The organism is Marinomonas sp. ABL3_031 (genome assembly GCF_056161265.1).
Genome location: NZ_JBSWYU010000001.1, coordinates 433,578 through 454,488, shown reverse-complemented (window position 1 = coordinate 454,488; position 20,911 = coordinate 433,578). Strand labels below are relative to the sequence as shown.

Annotated in this window: 19 protein-coding genes and 1 tRNA gene; 4 read left to right on the top strand and 16 right to left on the bottom strand. The window is 44.3% G+C overall.

All coding sequences use genetic code 11. The features are described from left to right. Positions 1–11 precede the first annotated feature (11 nt). Together rpoD and ACXAH2_RS02190 are read left to right on the top strand one after the other, a co-directional pair. The gene (gene rpoD / locus ACXAH2_RS02195; protein WP_475076302.1) at positions 12–1,850 is read left to right on the top strand and encodes an RNA polymerase sigma factor RpoD; all 1,839 of its coding nucleotides are present in this window, start codon (positions 12–14) and stop codon (positions 1,848–1,850) included. 317 nt (positions 1,851–2,167) lie between these two features. Beyond that, entirely contained in the window at positions 2,168–3,577 is a 1,410-nt protein-coding gene (locus ACXAH2_RS02190; RefSeq protein WP_475076300.1) for a PhoH family protein, read from the top strand. Between the two features lie 57 nt (positions 3,578–3,634). Here ACXAH2_RS02190 and ACXAH2_RS02185 read toward each other — a convergent pair whose 3' ends face one another. From ACXAH2_RS02185 to ACXAH2_RS02170, 4 genes are all read right to left on the bottom strand, one after another. After that, on the bottom strand, positions 3,635–4,261 hold the full coding sequence (locus tag ACXAH2_RS02185; RefSeq protein ID WP_475076299.1) for a bifunctional 4-hydroxy-2-oxoglutarate aldolase/2-dehydro-3-deoxy-phosphogluconate aldolase: 627 nt from the start codon (positions 4,259–4,261) through the stop codon (positions 3,635–3,637). 65 nt (positions 4,262–4,326) lie between these two features. After that, the gene (gene zwf / locus ACXAH2_RS02180; RefSeq protein ID WP_475076297.1) at positions 4,327–5,802 is read right to left on the bottom strand and encodes a glucose-6-phosphate dehydrogenase; all 1,476 of its coding nucleotides are present in this window, start codon (positions 5,800–5,802) and stop codon (positions 4,327–4,329) included. 19 nt (positions 5,803–5,821) lie between these two features. Beyond that, the gene (gene glk, locus ACXAH2_RS02175) at positions 5,822–6,796 is read right to left on the bottom strand and encodes a glucokinase (RefSeq protein ID WP_475076296.1); all 975 of its coding nucleotides are present in this window, start codon (positions 6,794–6,796) and stop codon (positions 5,822–5,824) included. A 104-nt stretch (positions 6,797–6,900) separates the two neighbouring features. Continuing rightward, positions 6,901–7,965 carry a diguanylate cyclase gene (locus ACXAH2_RS02170; protein ID WP_475076294.1) on the bottom strand — a complete coding sequence of 355 codons (1,065 nt, stop codon included), beginning with the start codon at positions 7,963–7,965 and terminating at the stop codon, positions 6,901–6,903. A 280-nt stretch (positions 7,966–8,245) separates the two neighbouring features. Between ACXAH2_RS02170 and ACXAH2_RS02165 the strand changes: the two genes are divergently transcribed. Further along, positions 8,246–8,569, top strand: a complete 324-nt coding sequence (locus tag ACXAH2_RS02165) for a hypothetical protein (RefSeq protein WP_475076293.1) — start codon at positions 8,246–8,248, stop codon at positions 8,567–8,569. Positions 8,570–8,577: 8 nt separating this feature from the next. Here the strand turns inward: ACXAH2_RS02165 and ACXAH2_RS02160 are convergent, their stop codons facing one another. Then, entirely contained in the window at positions 8,578–9,600 is a 1,023-nt protein-coding gene (locus ACXAH2_RS02160) for a DUF3080 family protein (protein ID WP_475076291.1), read from the bottom strand. Here ACXAH2_RS02160 and ACXAH2_RS02155 point away from each other — a divergent pair. Next, positions 9,599–10,009: an acyl-CoA thioesterase gene (locus ACXAH2_RS02155; protein ID WP_475076289.1), complete on the top strand. Its 411-nt coding sequence runs from the start codon at positions 9,599–9,601 to the stop codon at positions 10,007–10,009. The genes ACXAH2_RS02160 and ACXAH2_RS02155 overlap by 2 nt on opposite strands. An 82-nt stretch (positions 10,010–10,091) precedes the next feature. Here the strand turns inward: ACXAH2_RS02155 and ACXAH2_RS02150 are convergent, their stop codons facing one another. The 11 genes from ACXAH2_RS02150 to tpiA form a co-directional block, all read right to left on the bottom strand. Further along, positions 10,092–10,679, bottom strand: a complete 588-nt coding sequence (locus tag ACXAH2_RS02150; protein ID WP_475076287.1) for an LPP20 family lipoprotein — start codon at positions 10,677–10,679, stop codon at positions 10,092–10,094. 120 nt (positions 10,680–10,799) lie between these two features. Next, positions 10,800–12,908 carry a polyribonucleotide nucleotidyltransferase gene (gene pnp, locus ACXAH2_RS02145; RefSeq protein WP_475076285.1) on the bottom strand — a complete coding sequence of 703 codons (2,109 nt, stop codon included), beginning with the start codon at positions 12,906–12,908 and terminating at the stop codon, positions 10,800–10,802. 191 nt (positions 12,909–13,099) lie between these two features. Continuing rightward, positions 13,100–13,369: a 30S ribosomal protein S15 gene (gene rpsO, locus ACXAH2_RS02140; RefSeq protein WP_353667380.1), complete on the bottom strand. Its 270-nt coding sequence runs from the start codon at positions 13,367–13,369 to the stop codon at positions 13,100–13,102. 81 nt (positions 13,370–13,450) lie between these two features. After that, positions 13,451–14,386, bottom strand: coding sequence for a tRNA pseudouridine(55) synthase TruB (gene truB / locus ACXAH2_RS02135; protein WP_475076284.1), 936 nt, complete (start codon positions 14,384–14,386; stop codon positions 13,451–13,453). A 9-nt stretch (positions 14,387–14,395) separates the two neighbouring features. After that, positions 14,396–14,785: a 30S ribosome-binding factor RbfA gene (gene rbfA / locus ACXAH2_RS02130; RefSeq protein ID WP_353667378.1), complete on the bottom strand. Its 390-nt coding sequence runs from the start codon at positions 14,783–14,785 to the stop codon at positions 14,396–14,398. A gap of 12 nt (positions 14,786–14,797) precedes the next feature. Further along, positions 14,798–17,371, bottom strand: a complete 2,574-nt coding sequence (gene infB, locus ACXAH2_RS02125) for a translation initiation factor IF-2 (protein ID WP_475076281.1) — start codon at positions 17,369–17,371, stop codon at positions 14,798–14,800. Between the two features lie 26 nt (positions 17,372–17,397). Further along, on the bottom strand, positions 17,398–18,888 hold the full coding sequence (gene nusA, locus ACXAH2_RS02120; protein ID WP_475076280.1) for a transcription termination factor NusA: 1,491 nt from the start codon (positions 18,886–18,888) through the stop codon (positions 17,398–17,400). Positions 18,889–18,916: 28 nt separating this feature from the next. Beyond that, complete coding sequence (gene rimP / locus ACXAH2_RS02115; RefSeq protein ID WP_475076278.1) at positions 18,917–19,378, bottom strand: ribosome maturation factor RimP; 462 nt, start codon at positions 19,376–19,378, stop codon at positions 18,917–18,919. A 248-nt stretch (positions 19,379–19,626) separates the two neighbouring features. Continuing rightward, positions 19,627–19,712, bottom strand: a tRNA-Leu gene (locus ACXAH2_RS02110). 19 nt (positions 19,713–19,731) lie between these two features. Beyond that, on the bottom strand, positions 19,732–20,085 hold the full coding sequence (gene secG / locus ACXAH2_RS02105) for a preprotein translocase subunit SecG (protein ID WP_475076275.1): 354 nt from the start codon (positions 20,083–20,085) through the stop codon (positions 19,732–19,734). Positions 20,086–20,088: 3 nt separating this feature from the next. Beyond that, positions 20,089–20,838 (bottom strand): triose-phosphate isomerase, encoded by a 750-nt coding sequence (gene tpiA / locus ACXAH2_RS02100; RefSeq protein ID WP_475076273.1) that lies wholly within the window; start codon positions 20,836–20,838, stop codon positions 20,089–20,091. Between the last annotated feature and the right edge of the window lie 73 nt (positions 20,839–20,911).

Sequence of the window (20,911 nt, the reverse complement as noted above, 5' to 3'; positions counted from 1 at the left end):
TAGGTTGTCGAATGCCAGACACTCAACAGTCACGTCTTAAAGAGTTGATCTCTAAGGGTAAAGAACAAGGTTACCTAACTTTTACAGAAGTTAATGACCACCTCCCCGATGACCTTTCAGACCCAGAGCAGGTCGAAGAAATCATTGCCATGATCAATGACATGGGCATCACGGTTTCAGAGTACGCTCCAGATAAAGAAAGCCTTCTTATGGAAGAAGGTGACACAACAGATGAAGCGGCTGCTGAAGAAGCCGCTGCTGCCCTCGCTGCGGTAGAAGGCGATATTACTAGAACAACAGACCCTGTGCGAATGTACATGCGCGAAATGGGTACGGTTGAGCTATTGACTCGCGCCGGTGAGATTGCCATTGCTAAACGTATCGAAGAAGGTACACGTGAAGTCATGGCGGCCATTTCATACTTTCCAGGTGCGGTTGACGTATTGCTTGATGCTTACGCTAAGGTACAGGAAGAAGAAGGTCGTTTAAGTGATATTTTCAGCGGTTTCATTGACGGTGATGGTGAAGAGCCAGTATTTGAAGACAGTGCTGATGAATTGCCAATCGAAGACGAAGCAGAAGAAGCTGATAACGACGATGATGACGATTCTGAAACGAGCGAAGAAGAGACAGATAATGGCCCAGACCCAGAGGAAACAGCCCTTCGCTTTAATGAGATCTCGCGAATTTACGATGAGTTGAAAGTCTTGTTGGAAACTCGCAATCGCCAAGACTCTCACGTATTAAGCAAACAAGAAGAGCTCAGTATTGCGTTTGCCCCAATCAAATTGGTTCCAAAACTGTTTGACGAACTTATTGATCGTGTACGCTCTCGAATGGAAAAAATTCGTGAGCAGGAAAGATTGATCATGCAAGTTTGTGTGCGTAAATCTGGTATGCCAAGAACTGAGTTCTTAAAGCGCTTCCCAAGCAATGAAACCAATCCTGATTGGCTGCAAGAACAAATCGCTTTAGGGGCAGACTACTCGAGCGCGTTAGAAGAAAACGAAGCAGAATTCATGCGCAGCCAGCGTAAATTGCGCGCTGTCGCGAAAGACACTGACCTAACCATCGCTGAGCTCAAAGAAATTAACCGCCGTATTTCGATTGGTGAAACTCGTGCTCGCCGTGCTAAGAAAGAAATGGTTGAAGCCAACTTACGTTTGGTTATCTCTATCGCTAAAAAGTACACTAACCGTGGCCTACAATTCTTGGATCTGATCCAAGAAGGCAACATAGGTTTAATGAAAGCCGTGGATAAGTTCGAATATCGACGTGGTTATAAGTTCTCGACTTACGCCACTTGGTGGATTCGTCAGGCGATCACTCGTTCGATTGCTGACCAAGCACGTACTATCCGTATCCCAGTACACATGATCGAAACCATCAACAAACTGAATCGTATCTCTCGTCAGATGCTTCAGGAGATGGGACGAGAGGCGACACCAGAAGAACTAGCCGCTCGAATGGATATGCCTGAAGACAAGATTCGTAAAGTCTTGAAGATAGCAAAAGAACCTATCTCTATGGAAACACCGATCGGTGACGATGAAGACTCGCATCTCGGTGATTTCATTGAAGACGATGGCGCAGAGTCACCTATCGACATTGCGACAATCGAAGGTTTACGTGAGTCTACGACCACAGTTCTTGCAGGCTTAACAGCCCGTGAAGCCAAGGTATTGCGTATGCGTTTTGGTATCGACATGAACACAGATCATACACTGGAAGAAGTCGGTAAGCAGTTTGATGTAACGCGTGAGCGTATTCGTCAGATCGAAGCGAAAGCTCTACGTAAACTTCGACATCCAAGTCGCTCAGAGCATTTACGCAGCTTCTTAGACGAGTAAATATCACTCCAATACGAAAAGCCGTTACTGACCGTAACGGCTTTTTTATTGCTTTTTATTCAAAAACTTAAATAAAAACAAGCATCAGACACCAAATTGTCATACACTCAAATTAGAGTTTGGATAAAGACAGCGAGGTTTAGCTTGTACAAAAGCCAACATTATCCACACATCCTCCCCTCCTTCTGCACTTTAACACGTGGCAGAAACACATTTTACGCTGCAAATTCTCGTATTTATTATTCAGTCCAGAGCATTTTTCGAAGCCGATTCTTAACAATTCAAAAACTTCACCCTGACTACAGGAGTACTTGTCTATGGAAAAAATCTACGTTCTCGATACCAATGTATTACTTCATGATCCATTAGCCATCTATGCTTTTGCCGAGCATATGGTCGTCATTCCAATGACAGTATTGGAGGAGCTCGATATCATCAAAGATAGGCGTGATAAAGATGTCAGCCGAGAAGCCAGATTAGCCATCAACACCATAGACAAAATTGTAGGTGACGCCACACCAAGAGAACTGCAAGCGGGCGTACCAATTCGCACCATTGATAAGAGTAACGATAACACTGAGCAAACTAAGGCCTGCGAAGGCTCCCTAGCCATTTTTCCTGACCAACAAATCACTTCAACTGACAATGTTCCCTTTCTGAATGGTAACCATGACCATGCTAATGATAATCGTATAATTAACGTGGCACTCAGTCTTCAGGCAACGCATCTAAGATCTTCCGTCTGCTTGGTCACCAAAGATATTAATATGCGCATCAAAGCCAAGGGCTCAGGCTTAGAACGGGTAGAAGACTACCGTAAAGACAAGGTGTTAGACGATTTAGATTTAATGACCAAGGGTTACATCGAGTTCAGTGGCAGCTTTTGGTCTAGCATCGACAGCGTCAGAACCGAAGCTCACGGTCAGCATACAGTCCACATTATCAGTAAAAGTTTACTCAATAATCTGTATTTAAATATGTTTGTTATCGATGACGAGGATTTTGTCGGCTTTGTCGTCAATATAGATCAGGAATACGTTTATTTATTGGACATCAATAAACAACATTTAATGCATCAAAATTTCTGGGGAATCCAACCTAGAAATCTAGAACAAGCCATGGCATTTTATTTGTTGCGCCACGAAAACTCCGACTTAATGGTCATGACAGGACCAGCTGGTTCAGGTAAAACCCTGTTAGCGCTGGCTTATGGTTTACAGGTCACCATGGAAGAGAAACGCTTCAATAAAATTATCGTCGCTCGCTCAACACCTCCTATGGCAGAAGACATTGGTTTTTTACCGGGAACGGAAGAAGAAAAAATGGCGCCTTGGCTAGCGGCATTTGATGACAACCTGGAAATCCTCCATGGCGCTGACGAGCATTCCATTAGCAGCATTGATTACGTAAAACAAAAAGCCAACATTCAATTCAAATCATTGAATTTTATGCGTGGCCGCTCCTTCAATAACGCCTTGATTATCATTGACGAAGCACAAGGTTTAACTCAGTTCCAACTCAAATCCATTGTGACGCGAATTGGTAGTAACTCTAAAATCATTGTTTTAGGTAACTTAGCTCAAATAGACAACAAGTACATTACACCGCTTACTTCAGGATTAACTTACTTAGTAGAAAAGTCAAAATCCTTTAAGTACGCGAGCATCATGCATGTTAACGGCATTGAAAGAAGTCGTTTAGCGGAATTTGCAGAAGAAAATCTATAATATAAAAAAGGGAAGATGACCAATCATCTTCCCTTTTTTATAATTCATTTGTTCATGTTATTGAGCGACCGATTTTGCCAGCTCAGTGATCTCATCCCACTTACCAGCTCGAACCAAATCCGTCGGCACTATCCAAGAGCCACCAACACATAGCACGTTATCCAATGCCAAATAGTCACGAAAATTATTCGCACCAATGCCACCAGTAGGACAGAACTTAATCTGTGGCAAAGGACCACCAAAGGCTTTTAAGGCTTTTACACCGCCATTTACTTCAGCAGGGAAAAACTTAAAGCGATCATAGCCATATTCCATGCCCAAAAGCACATCAGAAATGGTTGCCACTGCTGGTAAATAAGGCACATCAAATTCTTTACCAACCGCCAATAAGTCCGCTGTCATTCCAGGACTGATGATGAACTGAGAGCCAGCCTCAATGGCTTGTATATACTGCTCACGAGAACAAACGGTACCAGCACCAACAATGGCTTCAGGAACTTCTTTACGCAGCGCTTTAATAGCGTCTAGTGCTGCTGGAGTTCTCATGGTCACTTCCAGTACCGGCACGCCACCGGCAACCAATGCCTTACCTAAAGCTACTGCTTGCTCAACATCATCTACAACAATAACAGGCACAACAGGTGTGGCTGTCATCACCTGTTCTGCAGTATAAGTTTGCGTCATTTTATTTTCCTTTTTCGACTCTTTTGCTTAAGCTTATTCTATCGATTACTACTGCCTAAACGAACTCAGTAGTCATGCCAATTACGGCCGTCTTTAATTGGTAATGCCATAGAAGCAGCTGGCCCCCAAGAACCCGCAGCGTATTCTTTTGGACGTTCGCTGGTCTGACTCCAAGCTGACATAATGCCATCCACCCATTTCCACGCTGCTTCTACTTCATCATAACGCATAAATAAGGTTGCATCGTTACGCATAACGTCTAATAACAGACGCTCATATGCTTCAGGACTACGCTTATCATTAAAGGCTTCTGTTAAACTCAAGTTAAGATCAACAGGCTGCAAGTTCATCCCTTCGCTCGCACCCGGCACCTTATTCATCACTGTAAGGGAAATTTTTTCTTCTGGCTGAAGACGAATCACTAGCTGATTACGCTGCAGTTGACGATTACTTTCATCACTAAAAATACTGTGCGGGACTGACTTGTACTGAATAACAATTTCTGAGTAACGCTGACCTAGACGCTTACCTGTACGCAAGTAGAAAGGCACGCCCGCCCAACGCCAATTATCAATATCTGCACGCAAAGCAACGAAAGTTTCTGTACGAGAATCAGGGTTACTGCCCTCTTCGTCAAAGTAACCTTGCACTTCTTCACCTTTGATCACGCCTTTTGCGTATTGACCACGAACAGTTTTAGTATAGGCATTGGCCCCTAGAATTGGACGTAACGCTTTCAATACTTTGATTTTTTCATCACGAACAGAATCCGAGTCCATTCGACCAGGAGGCTCCATTGCCACCAAGCACAACAATTGAATCAAATGGTTTTGCACCATGTCACGCATGGCACCGGCTTTATCATAGTAACCCCAACGACCTTCAACACCGACCGTTTCAGACACAGTGATTTGCACATTATCAATGTGCGCACTGTCCCAAAGAGGTTCAAACAAGGTATTACCAAAGCGAATTGCCAGCAGATTTTGTACCGTTTCTTTACCCAGATAATGATCAATACGAAACGCTTGTTGTTCTTTGAAATTTTTCATTACTTCGTCATTGATCGCACGAGAAGAGGTTAAATCGCGACCCAGTGGTTTTTCCAAGACCACACGCATACGATCTTGGTTTAAACCATGAGTCGCCAACGAAGAACAAATGGAACCAAACAAATCTGGAGAAGTGGCCAAATAGAAAACAACATCTCGATCATCGCCGCCAACTTGATGATCGTTCAAACGAACAAAATCAGATTCTTGTTGAGCGTCAACAGAAACGTAACTTAAACGCTCCTTGAAACGTGGCCAAGTTTTGGTGTCACCTATGCTCGAGGGGACAAACTCATCCAAAGCATCACGTACTTTAGCTTGGTAATCCACATCGCTCACTTCACGTCGAGAAGCCCCTATAATGCGAGTAGTTGGTGCTAACAAGCCATCCATATCTAAATGATACAAAGCGGGCAATAACTTACGCATGGCGAGGTCGCCACCGCCACCAAAGATAACCACATCACAGGCTTTTAAACTGGCCTTCATTCTTTTATCTCCAACTAATCTAGGCTTTCGACACAAGATAGGAAGCATAACATGCACATCCCATCAGGCCTGGGTATTCAGACATCACTACAAAGGTTGGTATAGGTGATACAAACTCTTTCATACGTCCTTTATCCTGCATAGCTTCACGGAAGCCACTGCATAATATGTCCTTCAAGTAACGTGGCACTATACCACCGGCAATATAAACACCACCACGGGCTTCAACCGATAATACTAAGTTACCTATCACCCGCCCTAAGAAAACAAAAAACTGTTCTAGTGCGGCTTTTGCAATAGGGTCATTTCCCACTTTTAACGCCTCTCCAATTTCTGGGGCGCTAAGACGCTTTTCAATACCTTCCCGAGCGGCAAGGGCTTCGTAAATATTTTCCAATCCCATGCCAGATAAAACACGTTCTGCTGACACTCTTTTGTGCCGTTTGCGTAAAAATACCAGAACATCATCTTCAACATCATTGCACGTAGATAAGTCCACATGCCCCCCCTCTCCGGGCAGCACAATGTTTGGTCCATTATCTTGTGGCACTACGCAAGCGACGCCCAATCCAGTACCCGCTCCTATCACCCAGCTGGCACCTTGTGAATCCACTTCACTTGGTTCGCCTAATTGAACTTTATCTGCTTCAGGCAAGACCTCAAGACAATGACCGATGGCATCAAAATCATTCAACAAGGCAACCTTTTTATCCGCGCCGAAATAATTTTGTACTTCTTCACGACTGAACTGCCAAGGATTATTAGTAAAACGTATCACAGGCTGATTGACTGGGCCTGCGATAGCAAGCACAACAGCATCAATATCTTTCATATCAACACTGCAATGAGCAATATAATCGGCTGCAGCATCAAAGAAATTAGTGTAGTTCTTACAGGCTAACACTTTTACTTCAAGTGGCTCAAATTGGTGAATAGGTACTAAGGCAAAACGCGCATTAGTGCCGCCAAGATCGGCAATTAAAGCATGGGACATATGTGAACCCTAAATTCATTTTTTTGAAATTTTACAACAAAATAAAGGCAAAAAATACCGATTTCTATAAAGCCAATAGGATTAAATGTAATAAAATTACAAAACTATCTTAGCTTATTTAAAAATTTAAAGACCTTGGTTGGCACCAATCTTTTACGGTTATTTTTATAGTCGTAGAGACGCTCATCTGCAACTTTGAGCAGATGTTTGTAGTTGCTTGGAACATCGGATAAAACACTGGCCCCACCATAGCTAATTGTAATAGGAACCAAATTTGATTTATACCTTAAAGGGTTAGACTGGAGATATTCTTGAATGGATTCGGCCACCACAATGGCTTGCTCGTAACTTTTACCAGGCATAACGAAAACGAATTCATCGCCGGCAAAGCGAAATGCTAAACCTTGTTTATGTACGTATTTGAGTAATCGCTTGGCAATATACTCTAACACCTCATCACCACAGTTATGACCTAAAGTATCATTGATCGACTTAAAAGCATCACAATCAATAAACACGACTGTAAGATCACGTTCTTGTTGCTTAGAACGAGCGAATTCGCGATCTAACATTAGCTCTAATTGTCGACGATTCAATAAGCCTGTTAAAGGATCACGGGTCGCCAAATACTCCAGTTTTTCTCTGGCCGTCACATTGCTCAAACAAATGGAAATCTTGATTGCCAATTGATCTAGTAAAAAGGTGTCCTTAGTATTGGCATCGTAACGACTGATGTCTGCATCCGCCTGACAAAATAAACCAACTAATTCTCCATCAATCGTTAGAGGAGAAATCGCCACGGACCCAATCACATCACGATATACAGGGGGAATAATTTCTCGACAAAAACTCAGGTTAGTATTCACTAAAATAGTTTTACTGCTTGATTTAATGATGTCTACCATCGCACTACGGCGAGTAAACAATACTCGATCACGTAAATCTGGTAATTTCTCTAAGCTTTCAATGAGATGAGATAAAGGGGCTTCGTTAATTAAATTGACCCAAACATGAGGTACATTGAACTGTTTCTGAACTTCTTTAGTCAGAGTTGAAACAAATTGATCGCAACGTCCAATCGACAAAATGCAACGCTCTATTTCAAAAAACTTGCGTGCAATGGCTTCATTGTGCCTAACATTGTCAATTAATTCGTTAATATCCTGCATTCATAACGCCCTGCCACAAGAACCTAGCGTCAAACTAGTCCCTGATTCAAAATAACCAGCAATCAGAAAATATCACTACAAGATCTTATAGTACGATGCTTGAGCAATTTCGGCCATATTTAGCATGTAATTAAGCGGGCTTTCTACAAAAAATTACAATCAGATCAAGAGATTCCGACGCATACCCCTTTCTTTCAAAGATAGAAATATTTCATTGTCTCACTTAAGAAAAACCCATCAATGCCGATAGAAATGACAAATCCATTCAATAGGTAGCTTGATGAGCATCAGAGAAATCGTCGAGACACAAGTCACACAAAGCAACATTGCTGGCCGGTCTGTTTCAGGCAGCCCACAGTTTGCTTTGATGATGAGCTTATTCAGCCAACCAGGCCCTTCTCTAATCAATACCAAGGACAAATTAAATGCACACTCACCTCATGCTATTACTCGTCCTCTGCAGTTTGCTAATGGTATCGCCAGTAATCCTGAGGCCAATATTGCTTTATTAAAAGCCTTAAATGAAGAACCCTTAGCCGACGGCCCAAGCTTTGAGTATGACTTAGTAGAAAGCCTAGAAAATCAAATCAACACTCATATCTGATACTTTGGCTAGTTACTCGGCGTTACACCAACGCCACAAGTAGTAAACCATTGGCTCCACGCCCTAGCATGTTGCTGTGAAGCAAGCTGATAACGACGCCATTCACTTTGTTCTGCAGACATATTGAACTGCATCAAAAACGCCATCAACTTAGGACTAAGAAAGGACAGTTTCGTCAGCTGATTTAACAAAGGTAACGCCTGATAAGCCGTCTGACTAATGCGTCCCATATAAGGCTGAATTTGTTTTACATAATGCCGCTCAAACTGTTGTCTCAGATAGGCCATAGGAGCACCACAATCCTCTACTGTTAATGCCTGAATTTGTTGTCCTACCGCCTTGAGATAAACTCGAATTTGAACCAAGCTGTATAAGAGTCTTCCAGCATATTCACTGTCCATCATAACTTTTAAGTTTTGTTCAAACTGTTCACTGTCTAGCTTAGGCAAAGTCTCCATGTGCTTCCCAAGTTGAACCAATTGCGTTAAGGCATTAATCAAAGCCTGTTGATCGGCAGTCGTGTAAGTAAGAGGGAGAAAACCATTCGATAAACTAAAAAAGGCTTCACTTTCCGCACCGTTAAAAAGAGCGTTAGCAAAGGCTTTGGGCAGCTCAGTGCGTTTTTGTTGGGCGACGTAACGGAGGGTTTGCGCAAGTTTTTCATCCTCAATAGGACAACTCTCTATGGCTCTAATTATGTCCATTTCATAGAGAAAACGTTGACTGTCTGCCATGACACGCCCAAGAATGCTGTTTTTTCTACCTGCCACAATGCCTACATCACAAAGCTGCAGTGATAAAAAATCCAATAAACTTACGTCAAAGGTAGATAAACTATTTGCTCTATCACGTGCTGTTGGCAAGCTGACAGGCATTAGTATTGGCGGTGAATCCAAACGAATTAACTTAGATCGATTTAAATCCACCACATACTCTTCCAACAAGTTTTGAGCTTGATAACGACTATCACAACCACTTATCAGTATAATGATGCCTAACAAGATTATGGTTTTAAAAGGTTTTAAGTACATGAACAAGCTACTCATTCAGAAGCGTGAAGAAATCTCCGAAACTCGTGTGGCCAAAATGGTCTTCCCCGGAACAACCAATCATTATGATACGCTATTTGGTGGCATCGCTTTGCAATGGATGGATGAAGTGGCTTACATAGCAGCAACACGTTTTTCCCGCAAACCCATGGTCACTATCTCCACTGAAAAAGTGGATTTCAAACAGCCTATCCCATCAGGTATTTTAGTCGAGCTTGTGGCTCGTGTCGTTCATGTTGGCAGAACTTCTTTGAAAGTCGAAGTAATTATATTTCTAGAAGAGTTGCACAGTGACAAACGCACTAAGGCGATTACAGGGCATTTTAACTTCGTTGCGGTTGATGAGAACAAAAAGGCCACACCAATATTTGACGAGGAGGGCAATTTATAACTTCAACAGAGTCTCTTTCATACACCAAAAAAAAGCGGCCATTCCCCTTTCAGAGAATAGCCGCTTTTATCTAATCATTAGATCAATTTGAGTGACGTTTCGCGATTTCTGCAGCCAACTCTTCAAAGCTCTTTTCAGCTTCAAGTTTCTGATATAAAGCTGCTTCATTCTTCATGGAAGTGCGCAAAATACTCTCAGCGACTCCCTCCACTTGTGATGGATCTAGACCAACCAATACCACAAGTCCACCACTTGGTGTCGGCATTTGACGTATCACACGGGAGCCTACTAGCTGTTGCTCTGTGATTTGCTTGGTCACAACACTATTCACACGATCAACTGTTTCAGCGTCAGCAGCGCCTGTTGTCTCAACGTACTGCTTCACCATGTTTTGAAGATCAACACTTAGAATCTGCGCCAATTCAACACGAGCAGAGGTCGCTGCCATTTGCTTCATGTAATTCGGGCCTGCTGCCGACTTTTCACTGTACCCCACCGCAGACAAAGCGACACCTTCTACCGGTGCACCACATACCCAATCAGGAGCGGCTTGGTTTGAACCATCGGCAAATACACAGCTAGGCGCGGCAACATCTTGTTGCACTACGTCTTTACTACAAGCGGCCAACAATACGCCAGCGGCCATCACACTCACTAATTTTAGTTTCATGACTTTTTCCTTTTATACCCAGCGACATGGAAAGATAAGAAAATCGTTATCTATGCTTATTAATAACAAAAAAGGTGCTTTTCAGCACCTTTTTTTCAGAATTAGACTTGCGAACTGATATTACTCAGCAAACGCCGCTTTTTCTTCTTCGGTTACGTCTTTCATAGACAACTTGATACGGCCACGCGCGTCCACATCCAATACTTTAACGATGACTTCTTGGTCTTCTGCAAGGAAGTCCGTTACCGCACGAATGCGCTCTTCAGCGATTTGTGAGATGTGAACCAAACCATCTTTACCTGGCAAGATGTTTACGAAGGCGCCAAATTCCGCCAAACGCACAACTTTACCTTTGTACAGTTTGTCTACTTCTGCTTCAGCTGTGATTTCATGAATCTTCAGCAATGCCGCATCAGAAGCCGCTTTGTCCGCTGCGTAAATACGTACTGTACCGTCATCATCAAGATCGATAGAAGCGCCTGTTTGCTCAGTGATAGAACGGATCGTTGCTCCGCCTTTACCGATAACATCACGAATTTTCTCAGGATCGATCTTAATCGTCGCCATAGAAGGTGCATTTGGAGACACTTCTGGACGAGCGTAACCAATGGTTTTCGCCATTTCACGTAGGATATGGGTACGTGCTTCCAACGCCTGACTCAAGGCGATATCCATGATTTCCTCATTGATACCTTCGATCTTGATGTCCATTTGCAGCGCAGTGATACCTTCTTCTGTACCCGCTACTTTAAAGTCCATGTCACCTAGATGGTCTTCGTCACCTAGAATGTCAGTTAGGACAGCAAAACCGTCGTCTTCTTTAACCAGACCCATGGCGATACCAGCAACAGGCGCTTTAAGAGGAACACCAGCATCCATCATAGACAAAGACGCACCACATACCGATGCCATCGAGCTAGAACCGTTCGATTCAGTGATCTCAGATACGATACGAATTGTGTATGGGAATTCTTCTTCTGTTGGCAGAACCGCTTGTACACCGCGGCGCGCTAAACGACCGTGACCAATTTCACGACGACCAACACCACCCATACGACCACACTCACCTACAGAGTATGGAGGGAAGTTGTAGTGCAACATGAAGCTGTCTTTAGACTCACCAGCAAGACCATCCGCGATTTGCGCATCACGGCTTGTGCCCAAAGTACAAGTTGCAATGGCTTGTGTTTCACCACGAGTGAACAAAGCAGAACCGTGAGTTTTCTTCAACATGCCCACTTCAACGGCGATCGGACGAACGGTTTTGTTGTCACGACCATCGATACGTGGCTTGCCATCGATCACTCGACGACGCACGATGTTTTTCTCAAGCTTACCGAAAGTAGCCGCAACATCCGCTTCAGAATATGGACCTTCTTCAGTAACAAGAGCAGCAATGGCTGCTTCACGCACTTCGCCCAATTTAGCGTAACGATCCATCTTATCACTGATAGTGTAAGCTTCTTCGATGTGCGCTGCGAAACCAGACTGAACAGCCGCTTTTAGTTCTTCATTAGTGGCCTCTGGCGCCCAGTCCCAACGAGGCTTGCCAGCTTCAGCGGCAAATTCATTGATGACATTTACTGCCGCTTGCATTTCTTTGTGTGCGAACAAAACCGCACCCAACATTTCGTCTTCCGTCAACTCTTGAGCTTCAGACTCAACCATCAATACCGCATCTTTTGTACCAGCAACCACCATGTCCAGTAAAGACTCAGTCAATTCAGAGTTTGATGGGTTTAGTAGGTAGCCAGTTTCATCAGTAAAACCAACACGCGCAGCACCAATTGGGCCATTGAACGGGATACCAGAAATCGCAAGCGCAGCAGAAGTGGCAAGCATAGCTGGAATGTCAGCATCTAGGTCTGTGTTTGTCGACATAACCGTACAAACAACTTGCACTTCGTTCATGAAGCCTTTTGGAAACAATGGACGAATTGGACGGTCGATCAAACGAGAGGTTAGGGTTTCTTTTTCAGAAGGACGGCCTTCACGCTTTAAGAAGCCACCAGGAATTTTACCAACCGCGTAAGTACGCTCTTGATAATGGACAGACAATGGGAAGAAGTCTTGACCAGGATTAGCGCTCTTAGCACCAACCACAGTTGCAAGCACTTGTGCGTCGCCCATTGTACAAAGCACAGCACCAGTCGCTTGACGGGCGATACGACCCGTTTCCAAGGTAACTTCTTGGTTTCCGTATTGGAAAGTTTTCGTTGTAATACTCACAGGTATTCCTTAACTTATTTTTTTGTAACTTTCTCCCAAAGACATTCTTTAGTAGCCAGTACTCAAATATGTTCTTGCTGCCTCACGATTCACCATAAAGGCTTAGTGAGAAAAACATATTTGAAGTACAGGCTGTCCCTTGGGAGGCCAATAAAAAAAGGGCCATAGATTTCTATGGCCCTTCTTCAGTCTTAGCGACGTAGACCTAACTTTTTGATCAAGCTAGTGTAACGTGCTGCGTCTTTACGCTTTAGGTAATCCAACAATTTACGACGTTGGTTTACCATGCGGATTAGACCGCGACGAGAATGATGGTCATGGATATGAGCTTTAAAGTGACCTTGTAGACCTTCGATGTTCTTAGTCAACAATGCTACTTGTACTTCAGGTGAACCAGTGTCGCCTTCAGCAACTTGAAACTCTTTTACCAATGCTGCTTTAGCTTCTGCAGACAATGCCATAATCTTTATCTCCAAATAATAATATGCGATTTAAAATAAAGGATAGCCGAGCATATTTTCAGTTACCCTAAGTGAGCTAGTTTAACATTGTTTGTTCGCTAACTCACTGGTATTTATGAGTCGATGTGGCTTAATAAAACGATCTTTTATCATTCCCAGACCCAAAAAACGGTTTTCAGCGAGATTGTACAATCTCACCAAACTGTCTTTCGGTAAATTGGTATGATTTTCAACCATTCTACCGTACACCATTTCTCTTGCTTCGAGCGCCGACAATTCTACCTGATCTAGATGCACAACGGCAGTATCCATCGACATTAATTTTGCATCTAATTCCGCTTCACCGGCTTCCGCTAATTCAACAAATTCCTCAAGCATCATCATGTCTTGCGGATCATAACCCGCCGTCGACACGCGATGCAGGGATTGCAAATGCGCACCACAGCCCAAAGCCTCACCTATGTCTTCGCCAATGGTGCGAATGTAAGTGCCTTTTGAACACTGCACATCAAGCGTCAAAGTGTCTTCTGTACGGGACACCAATGTCAGATTGGATATGCTTACTTGGCGGCGTTTGCGCTCAATCACAATGCCTTTTCGCGCGTATTCATAAAGAGGTTTACCCTCGTGTTTCAACGCCGAATACATAGGAGGCACTTGCTCAATCTCACCGCGAAAACGATCCAATATGCGTTCTAAATCGGCATCGGATAATGACGGCACGGCCTCATCACTCAAAACCTCACCTTCCATATCCCCTGTTGTGGTTCGTATGCCCAACTTCAAACAAGTGATATAACGCTTATCAGCGTCTAAAAGGAATTGTGAAAATTTGGTGGCTTCACCAAGACAAAGCGGCAACATACCGCTCGCTAAAGGATCAAGCGCCCCAGTATGGCCCGCTTTTGCCGCTCGATATAAGCGACGGACTTTTTGCAACGCTTGATTTGAACTTAAGCCGAGTGGCTTGTTCAGTAGTACGATACCGTCTACTGAACGCCATTTGGTTTTTGACATAAAACTGGATTACTCGTCTTCGTTTCCACTTTTGCTTTGATCATCACGAATTGCTTCGTCAATCAAAGCTGACATACGAGAACCATTCACTACACTCTGGTCGTAGTGAAAGCGCAAATGAGGCATCACTCGCAATTTCACTTCTTGAGACAGGCGACGGCGTAAAAAACCTTTTGAGCTGTCTAACGCCGCTTGATTCTCAGCCAACACTTCTGGCTGATCATCTTTACCTAACACAGTGTAATATACGTCCGCATAACCAAGATCTTTGGCCACACGCACTTCATTAATGGTCACCAAGCCTAAACGAGGATCTTTCACTTCAAACTGGATCAAGGACGCCAGCTCCTTTTGGAGCTGGTCACCAATCCGACTAGTACGACTAAATTCGCCTGCCATGATTTTGTCCTATTAGAGTGTACGCGCAACTTCGATGGTTTCAAAAACCTCGATCTTATCGCCTACTTTGACATCTGTGTAGTTCTTCACACCGATACCACATTCCATACCACGGCTAACTTCATTAACCGCGTCTTTGAAGCGTCGTAGAGATTCCAATTCACCTTCGTAGATCACCACGTCATCGCGCAATACACGAATCTGCTTGTTACGGTAAACTGTCCCTTCGATGACCATACAACCAGCGATCAAACCGAACTTAGGCGAACGGAATACATCACGTACTTCAGCGGTACCTTGAATCTCTTCACGAAGATCCGGCGTCAACATGCCAGACAAGGCTTGTTTCACATCGTCGATGATGTTGTAGATAACACTGTAGTAACGTAGATCAATGCTTTCACGCTCAATGAATTGCTTAGCAGAGCTGTCCGCACGCACGTTGAAACCGAAGATAACCGCTTCTGAAGCCAAGGCCAAAGTCGCATCTGTTTCTGTGATACCACCAACACCGCTAGAGACGACGTTCACTTTAACTTCGTCTGTGTTTAAATCAGTCAATGATTTGATCAAGGCTTCCAATGAACCACGTACGTCGGCTTTCAATACCACATTCAAAGTACGAACTTCATCTTTACCCATTTCAGAGAACAAGTTCTCCAATTTAGCAGAGTGTTGACGAGCAAAGCGCACTTCACGGTATTTACCTTGACGGAAGTTCGCCACTTCACGTGCTTTACGCTCATCAGCCACTACGATGAATTCTTCACCGGCTTCTGGCGTACCATCTAAGCCAAGAATTTCCGCAGGAATAGATGGACCCGCTTCGTCGATTGACTTACCGTTCTCATCTAGTAAGGCACGTACACGTCCCATTTGCAGACCCGCAAGCACGATGTCACCTTTACGCAAAGTACCGTTTTGTACCAACAAGGTTGCTACAGAACCGCGACCACGGTCTAGTCGTGCTTCAACCACTACACCTTTTGCTGGCGCACTTGGTACAGCACTTAATTCCAATACTTCCGCTTGTAACAGTACCGCTTCTAACAGCTCTTCGATACCTTGACCAGACTTAGCCGAGACACCAACGAATTGGATATCACCGCCCCATTCTTCAGGTACAACTTCTTGGGCAACCAGCTCGTTTTTCACGCGCTCAATGTCAGCCCCTTCTTTGTCAACCTTAGTGATGGCAACGACCATTGGCACTTCAGCCGCACGGGCGTGCTGGATAGCCTCAATCGTTTGTGGCATTACACCATCGTCTGCCGCACACACTAGGATAACGATATCAGTCGCTTTGGCACCACGAGCACGCATAGAAGTAAAGGCCGCGTGTCCAGGCGTATCCAAGAAGCTGACCATGCCGTGCGGTGTTTCAACGTGGTAAGCACCGATGTGCTGGGTAATACCACCCGACTCACCAGCGGCAACGCGTGTGGTACGAATGTAGTCAAGCAAAGAAGTTTTACCGTGGTCAACGTGTCCCATTACGGTAACAACAGGCGCTCGCTTAATCGCTTCACCGTCATAATCGATGGCGTCCATAACGTCATTTTCGACGGCATTTTCATCGATGTACTTAACTGTGTGGCCCATTTCTTCAACCACCAAAGTCGCCGTATCACGGTCGATTGTTTGGTTGATTGTTGCCATGGCACCCATTTTAAACATCACCTTGATTACTTCTGCGCCCTTAACAGCCATTTTTTCTGCTAAATCCGCAACAGTAATACTTTCAGGCAAAGCCACTTCGTGAACTATTTTCGCCGTTGGTTTTTGGAAACCGTGTTCTTGTTTCACTGGCTTTTTATGCTTACGACCCAGTTTACCACCGCGACGACCAAACTCTTCTTCATCGTTTACGTTGATACGAGTACGCTTGTTCTCAGGGTTGTTACGACCACGAGGCTTATCTTTCTCTTTGTCATTATCATGACGAGATCCTTTTTTGCCTTTAGGTGAAGCGTTAGACTTTTTATTGTCTGTCGCTGGCTGAGATGCTTTTTTAGGCGCTTTTTTCTGTTTTGCTTCTTCCACGGGTTCAGCCGCTCCTAGATCGGAAACATTTTGCTCCGTTGCATTTTGCACGTCTTCGTCCAAAGTGGCTGCGGCTTTTTCCGCTTCTTGACGCGCTTTTTCTTCAGCTTCTGCTTGCGCTTTGGCTGCCTTCTCTTCTTCAAGCTTACGCTCGGCTTCTAAGCGAGCCTGTTCTTCCGCTTGCTGACGAGCTTGCTCTTCAGCAAGACGTTTTGCCAATTCTTCCTGTTTTTGCGCCTCTTCGTCAACATCATCACGCTTAACGTAGGTACGTTTTTTCTTTACCGCAACATTGACCGCTTTACCACCATCACCGCTCGTTAGGGTGCTGGTTTTCTTACGTTGTAGCGTAATTCGTTGATTACCATCACCTTCTTCACCGTGTTGGCGTTTTAAATAGTTCAATAACACTTGCTTTTCAACTTCAGAAACTTCTTGCTCCGCACTAGTTTGTGGTAAGCCAGCTTCTTTCATCTGAGCTAGTAGCTTATCGACTGGCTTATTAACCAGTTCGGATAGTATCTTTACGGTTTGAACTGTCATTAAGTTCCCCCTCTTGTACTCAGATTTTATTCAGATTCAGTAAACCATGGTGCGCGCGCTGTCAAAATTAGGCTGGCAGCACGTTCTTCCGTCATGCCTTCCACGTCAAACAATTCGTCTACCGATTGCTCAGCTAGGTCTTCCATTGTGATGATACCTTTAGAAGCAAGTACTAGGGCAAGGTGATTATCCATGCCTTCCATAGTCAACAAGTCTTCGGCTGGTTTAGCACCATCAAGCTGTTCTTCTGCTTGCAGAGCTTGGTTTAACAGCGCTTCTTTAGCACGTGAACGCAGTTCATTTACCAAATCTTCATCAAATCCGTCGATGTCTAACATTTCTTCCATAGGCACATAAGCCACTTCTTCAAGTGACGTGAACCCTTCTTCTACCATTTGGATGGCCAGGTCGTCGTCGATATTCAAACCAGAAACGAATAGGTCAATCAATTTCTGCGACTCTTCCTGCTGTTTCACTTGAGCATCTTCACTGGTCATGACATTCAATGTCCAACCCGTTAGGGAAGAAGCCAAACGAACGTTTTGACCGTTACGACCAATGGCTTGCGCCAAGTTGTCGCTTTTTACCGCAACATCCATAGAATGTGCATCTTCATCAATTACGATAGAGTCAACTTCTGCTGGCGCCATGGCATTGATAACCAATTGCGCTGGGTTGTCGTCCCACAATACGATGTCGACACGCTCGCCATTCATTTCATTGGAAACGGCTTGAACTCGTGCACCACGCATACCAACACAAGCACCAATTGGGTCGATACGGCGATCGTTGGTTTTGACTGCGATCTTAGCGCGCAAGCCAGGATCACGAGAAGCACCACGAATTTCGATCACTTCTTCAGCAATTTCAGGCACTTCTAAGCGGAACAATTCCACCATGAAAGCAGGATCATTACGCGACAGAATTAATTGCGCGCCGCGGTTGTCTTCACGAATCTCCAACAACAATGCACGAATACGATCATTCATACGGAAAGTTTCACGAGCAATCAATTGGTCTTTCGGCAAAGTTGCTTCGGCGTTCTCACCAAGATCAATAATCAAGCTATCACGAGTCACTTTCTTCACTTGACCGTGAACTAGCTTACCCACTTTTTCCGCGTACAAAGCAACCATTTTGGCACGCTCTGCTTCACGAACTTTCTGCACGATAACTTGCTTCGCGGTTTGTGCAGCAATACGACCGAACTCTTCAGATTCCACTTCTTCTTCATACACTTCCCCTATGCCAAGGCCTAGGTTTTGCTCTTCAGAATCGTCAATGGTCAATTCAAACGCCGGGTTTGAATAATCTTCGTCAGCAACAATGTTCCACTGACGATAAGTTTGATAGTCACCAGAACGCTGATCAATAGACACTCGAATTAATGCATCTTCTTCAAAACGCCGCTTGGCAGCACTGGCTAAAGCAATTTCAACAGCTTCGAAAATAACTTGTTTCGGAACATCTTTTTCGTTGGAAACGGCTTCTACTACCAAAAGAATTTCTTTGCTCATCCTTTTAGCCTCTCTTAAAGGTTAATTTTTAAAATTGTGGAACAATATTACCTTTATCGATTAAATCGATTGGCAACAAGTATTCTTCTTGATCGACGCGAACGACGACATCCTCATTTTCAACGCCCACTAATTGGCCTTTAAACTTACGACGACCATCAAATGGCACACGTAAACGCAAAGACACAATGGCGCCAACATAGGCTTGATATTGAGCCAAACTAAACAAAGGTCGATCAAGTCCTGGTGAAGACACTTCTAGGTTATATTCCCCAGTAATAGGGTCTTCAACATCTAGAATGGAACTCACTTGACGACTGACTCGAGCACAATCCTCGACGTCGATCCCTTTTTCAGCATCAGTTTCAATAAAAATACGCAGCACAGAATCTTTACCTTGCGATAAATACTCCATCCCCCAAAACTCAAACCCTAAGCCTTCCACGACCGGGCGAACAAGTTCTTCTAAAACCGTAAATTTAGCTGACAATCGTTTTCTCCGAAAATTACGTTTTCATTTGCAAAACGCAGAAACAAAAAACGGGCTCAAGGCCCATTTATGCAGTTCAGATAACAAAAAACCCCATAAAGGGGCTCTCGGTGCTTGCATGCTGACTCAGCTGCAAACCTCCTTCTTTACCATCAAAGAAGGCAGTCAATCCAGACTATTAGCAGAGTCCCAAACAACTCTGTAGTAATAGCCGACATCATACAGAAAGTAAGACGTCAATTCAAGATTGGTGCCGATGGCCGGACTCGAACCGGCACAGCCGTAGGCCACCACCCCCTCAAGATGGCGTGTCTACCAATTCCACCACATCGGCAAAACCTGTTATCTTGTCGTTACTCCGTAACAGGGAGGTCAGACGACACTTTTTTCTCTTCACCTAAAATGGGCAACTCAACGACATCTTCTTGCACTTGCGTCGCGCTAGGTAAATCAATACCACCAGATACACTTTTTGCTTGCTCACTGGCATAAAAGGCCAAACCGAAGCTAGTAATGAAGAAAACCAATGCAAACACTGCAGTTAGCTTACCAAAGAAACTACTGCCGCCTTGACTACCGAAAACCGTTTGTGATGCACCACCACCGAACGAAGCACCAGCGTCTGCGCCTTTACCTTGCTGCAATAACACCAATGCAATGATCGCAACTGCGGCGAGAACATGAAAAACTAAAATTAGCGCTTCCATCAATTAACCTGCTGCTTTAATAATGTCTAAAAACTCTTTTGCATCTAACGACGCACCGCCTACTAAGGCACCATCAACATCTGGCATGGTAAACAACTCAGCACAGGTTGAGGCTTTTACACTTCCGCCATAAAGAATCTGAACCCCTTCAGAAACTGACGCAGACAAACCAGCGAGATACGCTCGAATCGCCTGATGCACTTCTTGAGCCTGCTGCGCGCTGGCAGATAATCCGGTTCCAATCGCCCACACAGGTTCGTATGCAATAACAATATCTTTAAAGGCTTCGATACCAACCGTATCGACAACCGCTGCCACTTGACGCTCACACACCGCAATGGTTTGCTCTGCTTCACGCTCAACGAGGGTCTCTCCTATACACAACATAGGTTTAAAACCAGACGCCAAACATGCCTTTACTTTTTCAGCGGTCAGTTGATCTGATTCGCCGTACAAAGAGCGACGCTCTGAGTGACCAATCAGTACATACTTCACATTGAAGTCGGCCAACATTGAGCAAGAAACCTCACCCGTATACGCCCCTTTCACTTGCTCACTGACATTCTGTGCAGCCAATACAAATGAACCCTTTGCCACTAAGCCTGCGACCTGAGACAAATAAGGGAATGATGGAGCGATGACCACTTCAGCACTAGACTGAGATCCTTCTAGCAAACCATTAACCAAATTCAAAATAGACTCTTTCGAGCCGTTCATCTTCCAGTTTCCAGCCACTATTTTTTGTCGAATCATAATCTAGCCCTTAAATTCGAGGCGCCCATTCTATGGAAAGCCTCCATTGGTTTCAAGTATTTATTTTTATGGA

What these genes read in the sequence shown, in the direction of transcription:
- rpoD (WP_475076302.1), top strand. Translation starts at nt 12, where the DNA reads ATGCCAGACACTCAACAGTCACGTCTTAAAGAGTTGATCTCTAAGGGT.
- ACXAH2_RS02190 (WP_475076300.1), top strand. Translation starts at nt 2,168, where the DNA reads ATGGAAAAAATCTACGTTCTCGATACCAATGTATTACTTCATGATCCA.
- ACXAH2_RS02185 (WP_475076299.1), bottom strand. Translation starts at nt 4,261, where the DNA reads ATGACGCAAACTTATACTGCAGAACAGGTGATGACAGCCACACCTGTT.
- zwf (WP_475076297.1), bottom strand. Translation starts at nt 5,802, where the DNA reads ATGAAGGCCAGTTTAAAAGCCTGTGATGTGGTTATCTTTGGTGGCGGT.
- glk (WP_475076296.1), bottom strand. Translation starts at nt 6,796, where the DNA reads ATGTCCCATGCTTTAATTGCCGATCTTGGCGGCACTAATGCGCGTTTT.
- ACXAH2_RS02170 (WP_475076294.1), bottom strand. Translation starts at nt 7,965, where the DNA reads ATGCAGGATATTAACGAATTAATTGACAATGTTAGGCACAATGAAGCC.
- ACXAH2_RS02165 (WP_475076293.1), top strand. Translation starts at nt 8,246, where the DNA reads ATGAGCATCAGAGAAATCGTCGAGACACAAGTCACACAAAGCAACATT.
- ACXAH2_RS02155 (WP_475076289.1), top strand. Translation starts at nt 9,599, where the DNA reads ATGAACAAGCTACTCATTCAGAAGCGTGAAGAAATCTCCGAAACTCGT.
- ACXAH2_RS02160 (WP_475076291.1), bottom strand. Translation starts at nt 9,600, where the DNA reads ATGTACTTAAAACCTTTTAAAACCATAATCTTGTTAGGCATCATTATA.
- ACXAH2_RS02150 (WP_475076287.1), bottom strand. Translation starts at nt 10,679, where the DNA reads ATGAAACTAAAATTAGTGAGTGTGATGGCCGCTGGCGTATTGTTGGCC.
- rpsO (WP_353667380.1), bottom strand. Translation starts at nt 13,369, where the DNA reads ATGGCATTGTCTGCAGAAGCTAAAGCAGCATTGGTAAAAGAGTTTCAA.
- truB (WP_475076284.1), bottom strand. Translation starts at nt 14,386, where the DNA reads ATGTCAAAAACCAAATGGCGTTCAGTAGACGGTATCGTACTACTGAAC.
- rbfA (WP_353667378.1), bottom strand. Translation starts at nt 14,785, where the DNA reads ATGGCAGGCGAATTTAGTCGTACTAGTCGGATTGGTGACCAGCTCCAA.
- infB (WP_475076281.1), bottom strand. Translation starts at nt 17,371, where the DNA reads ATGACAGTTCAAACCGTAAAGATACTATCCGAACTGGTTAATAAGCCA.
- nusA (WP_475076280.1), bottom strand. Translation starts at nt 18,888, where the DNA reads ATGAGCAAAGAAATTCTTTTGGTAGTAGAAGCCGTTTCCAACGAAAAA.
- secG (WP_475076275.1), bottom strand. Translation starts at nt 20,085, where the DNA reads ATGGAAGCGCTAATTTTAGTTTTTCATGTTCTCGCCGCAGTTGCGATC.
- tpiA (WP_475076273.1), bottom strand. Translation starts at nt 20,838, where the DNA reads ATGATTCGACAAAAAATAGTGGCTGGAAACTGGAAGATGAACGGCTCG.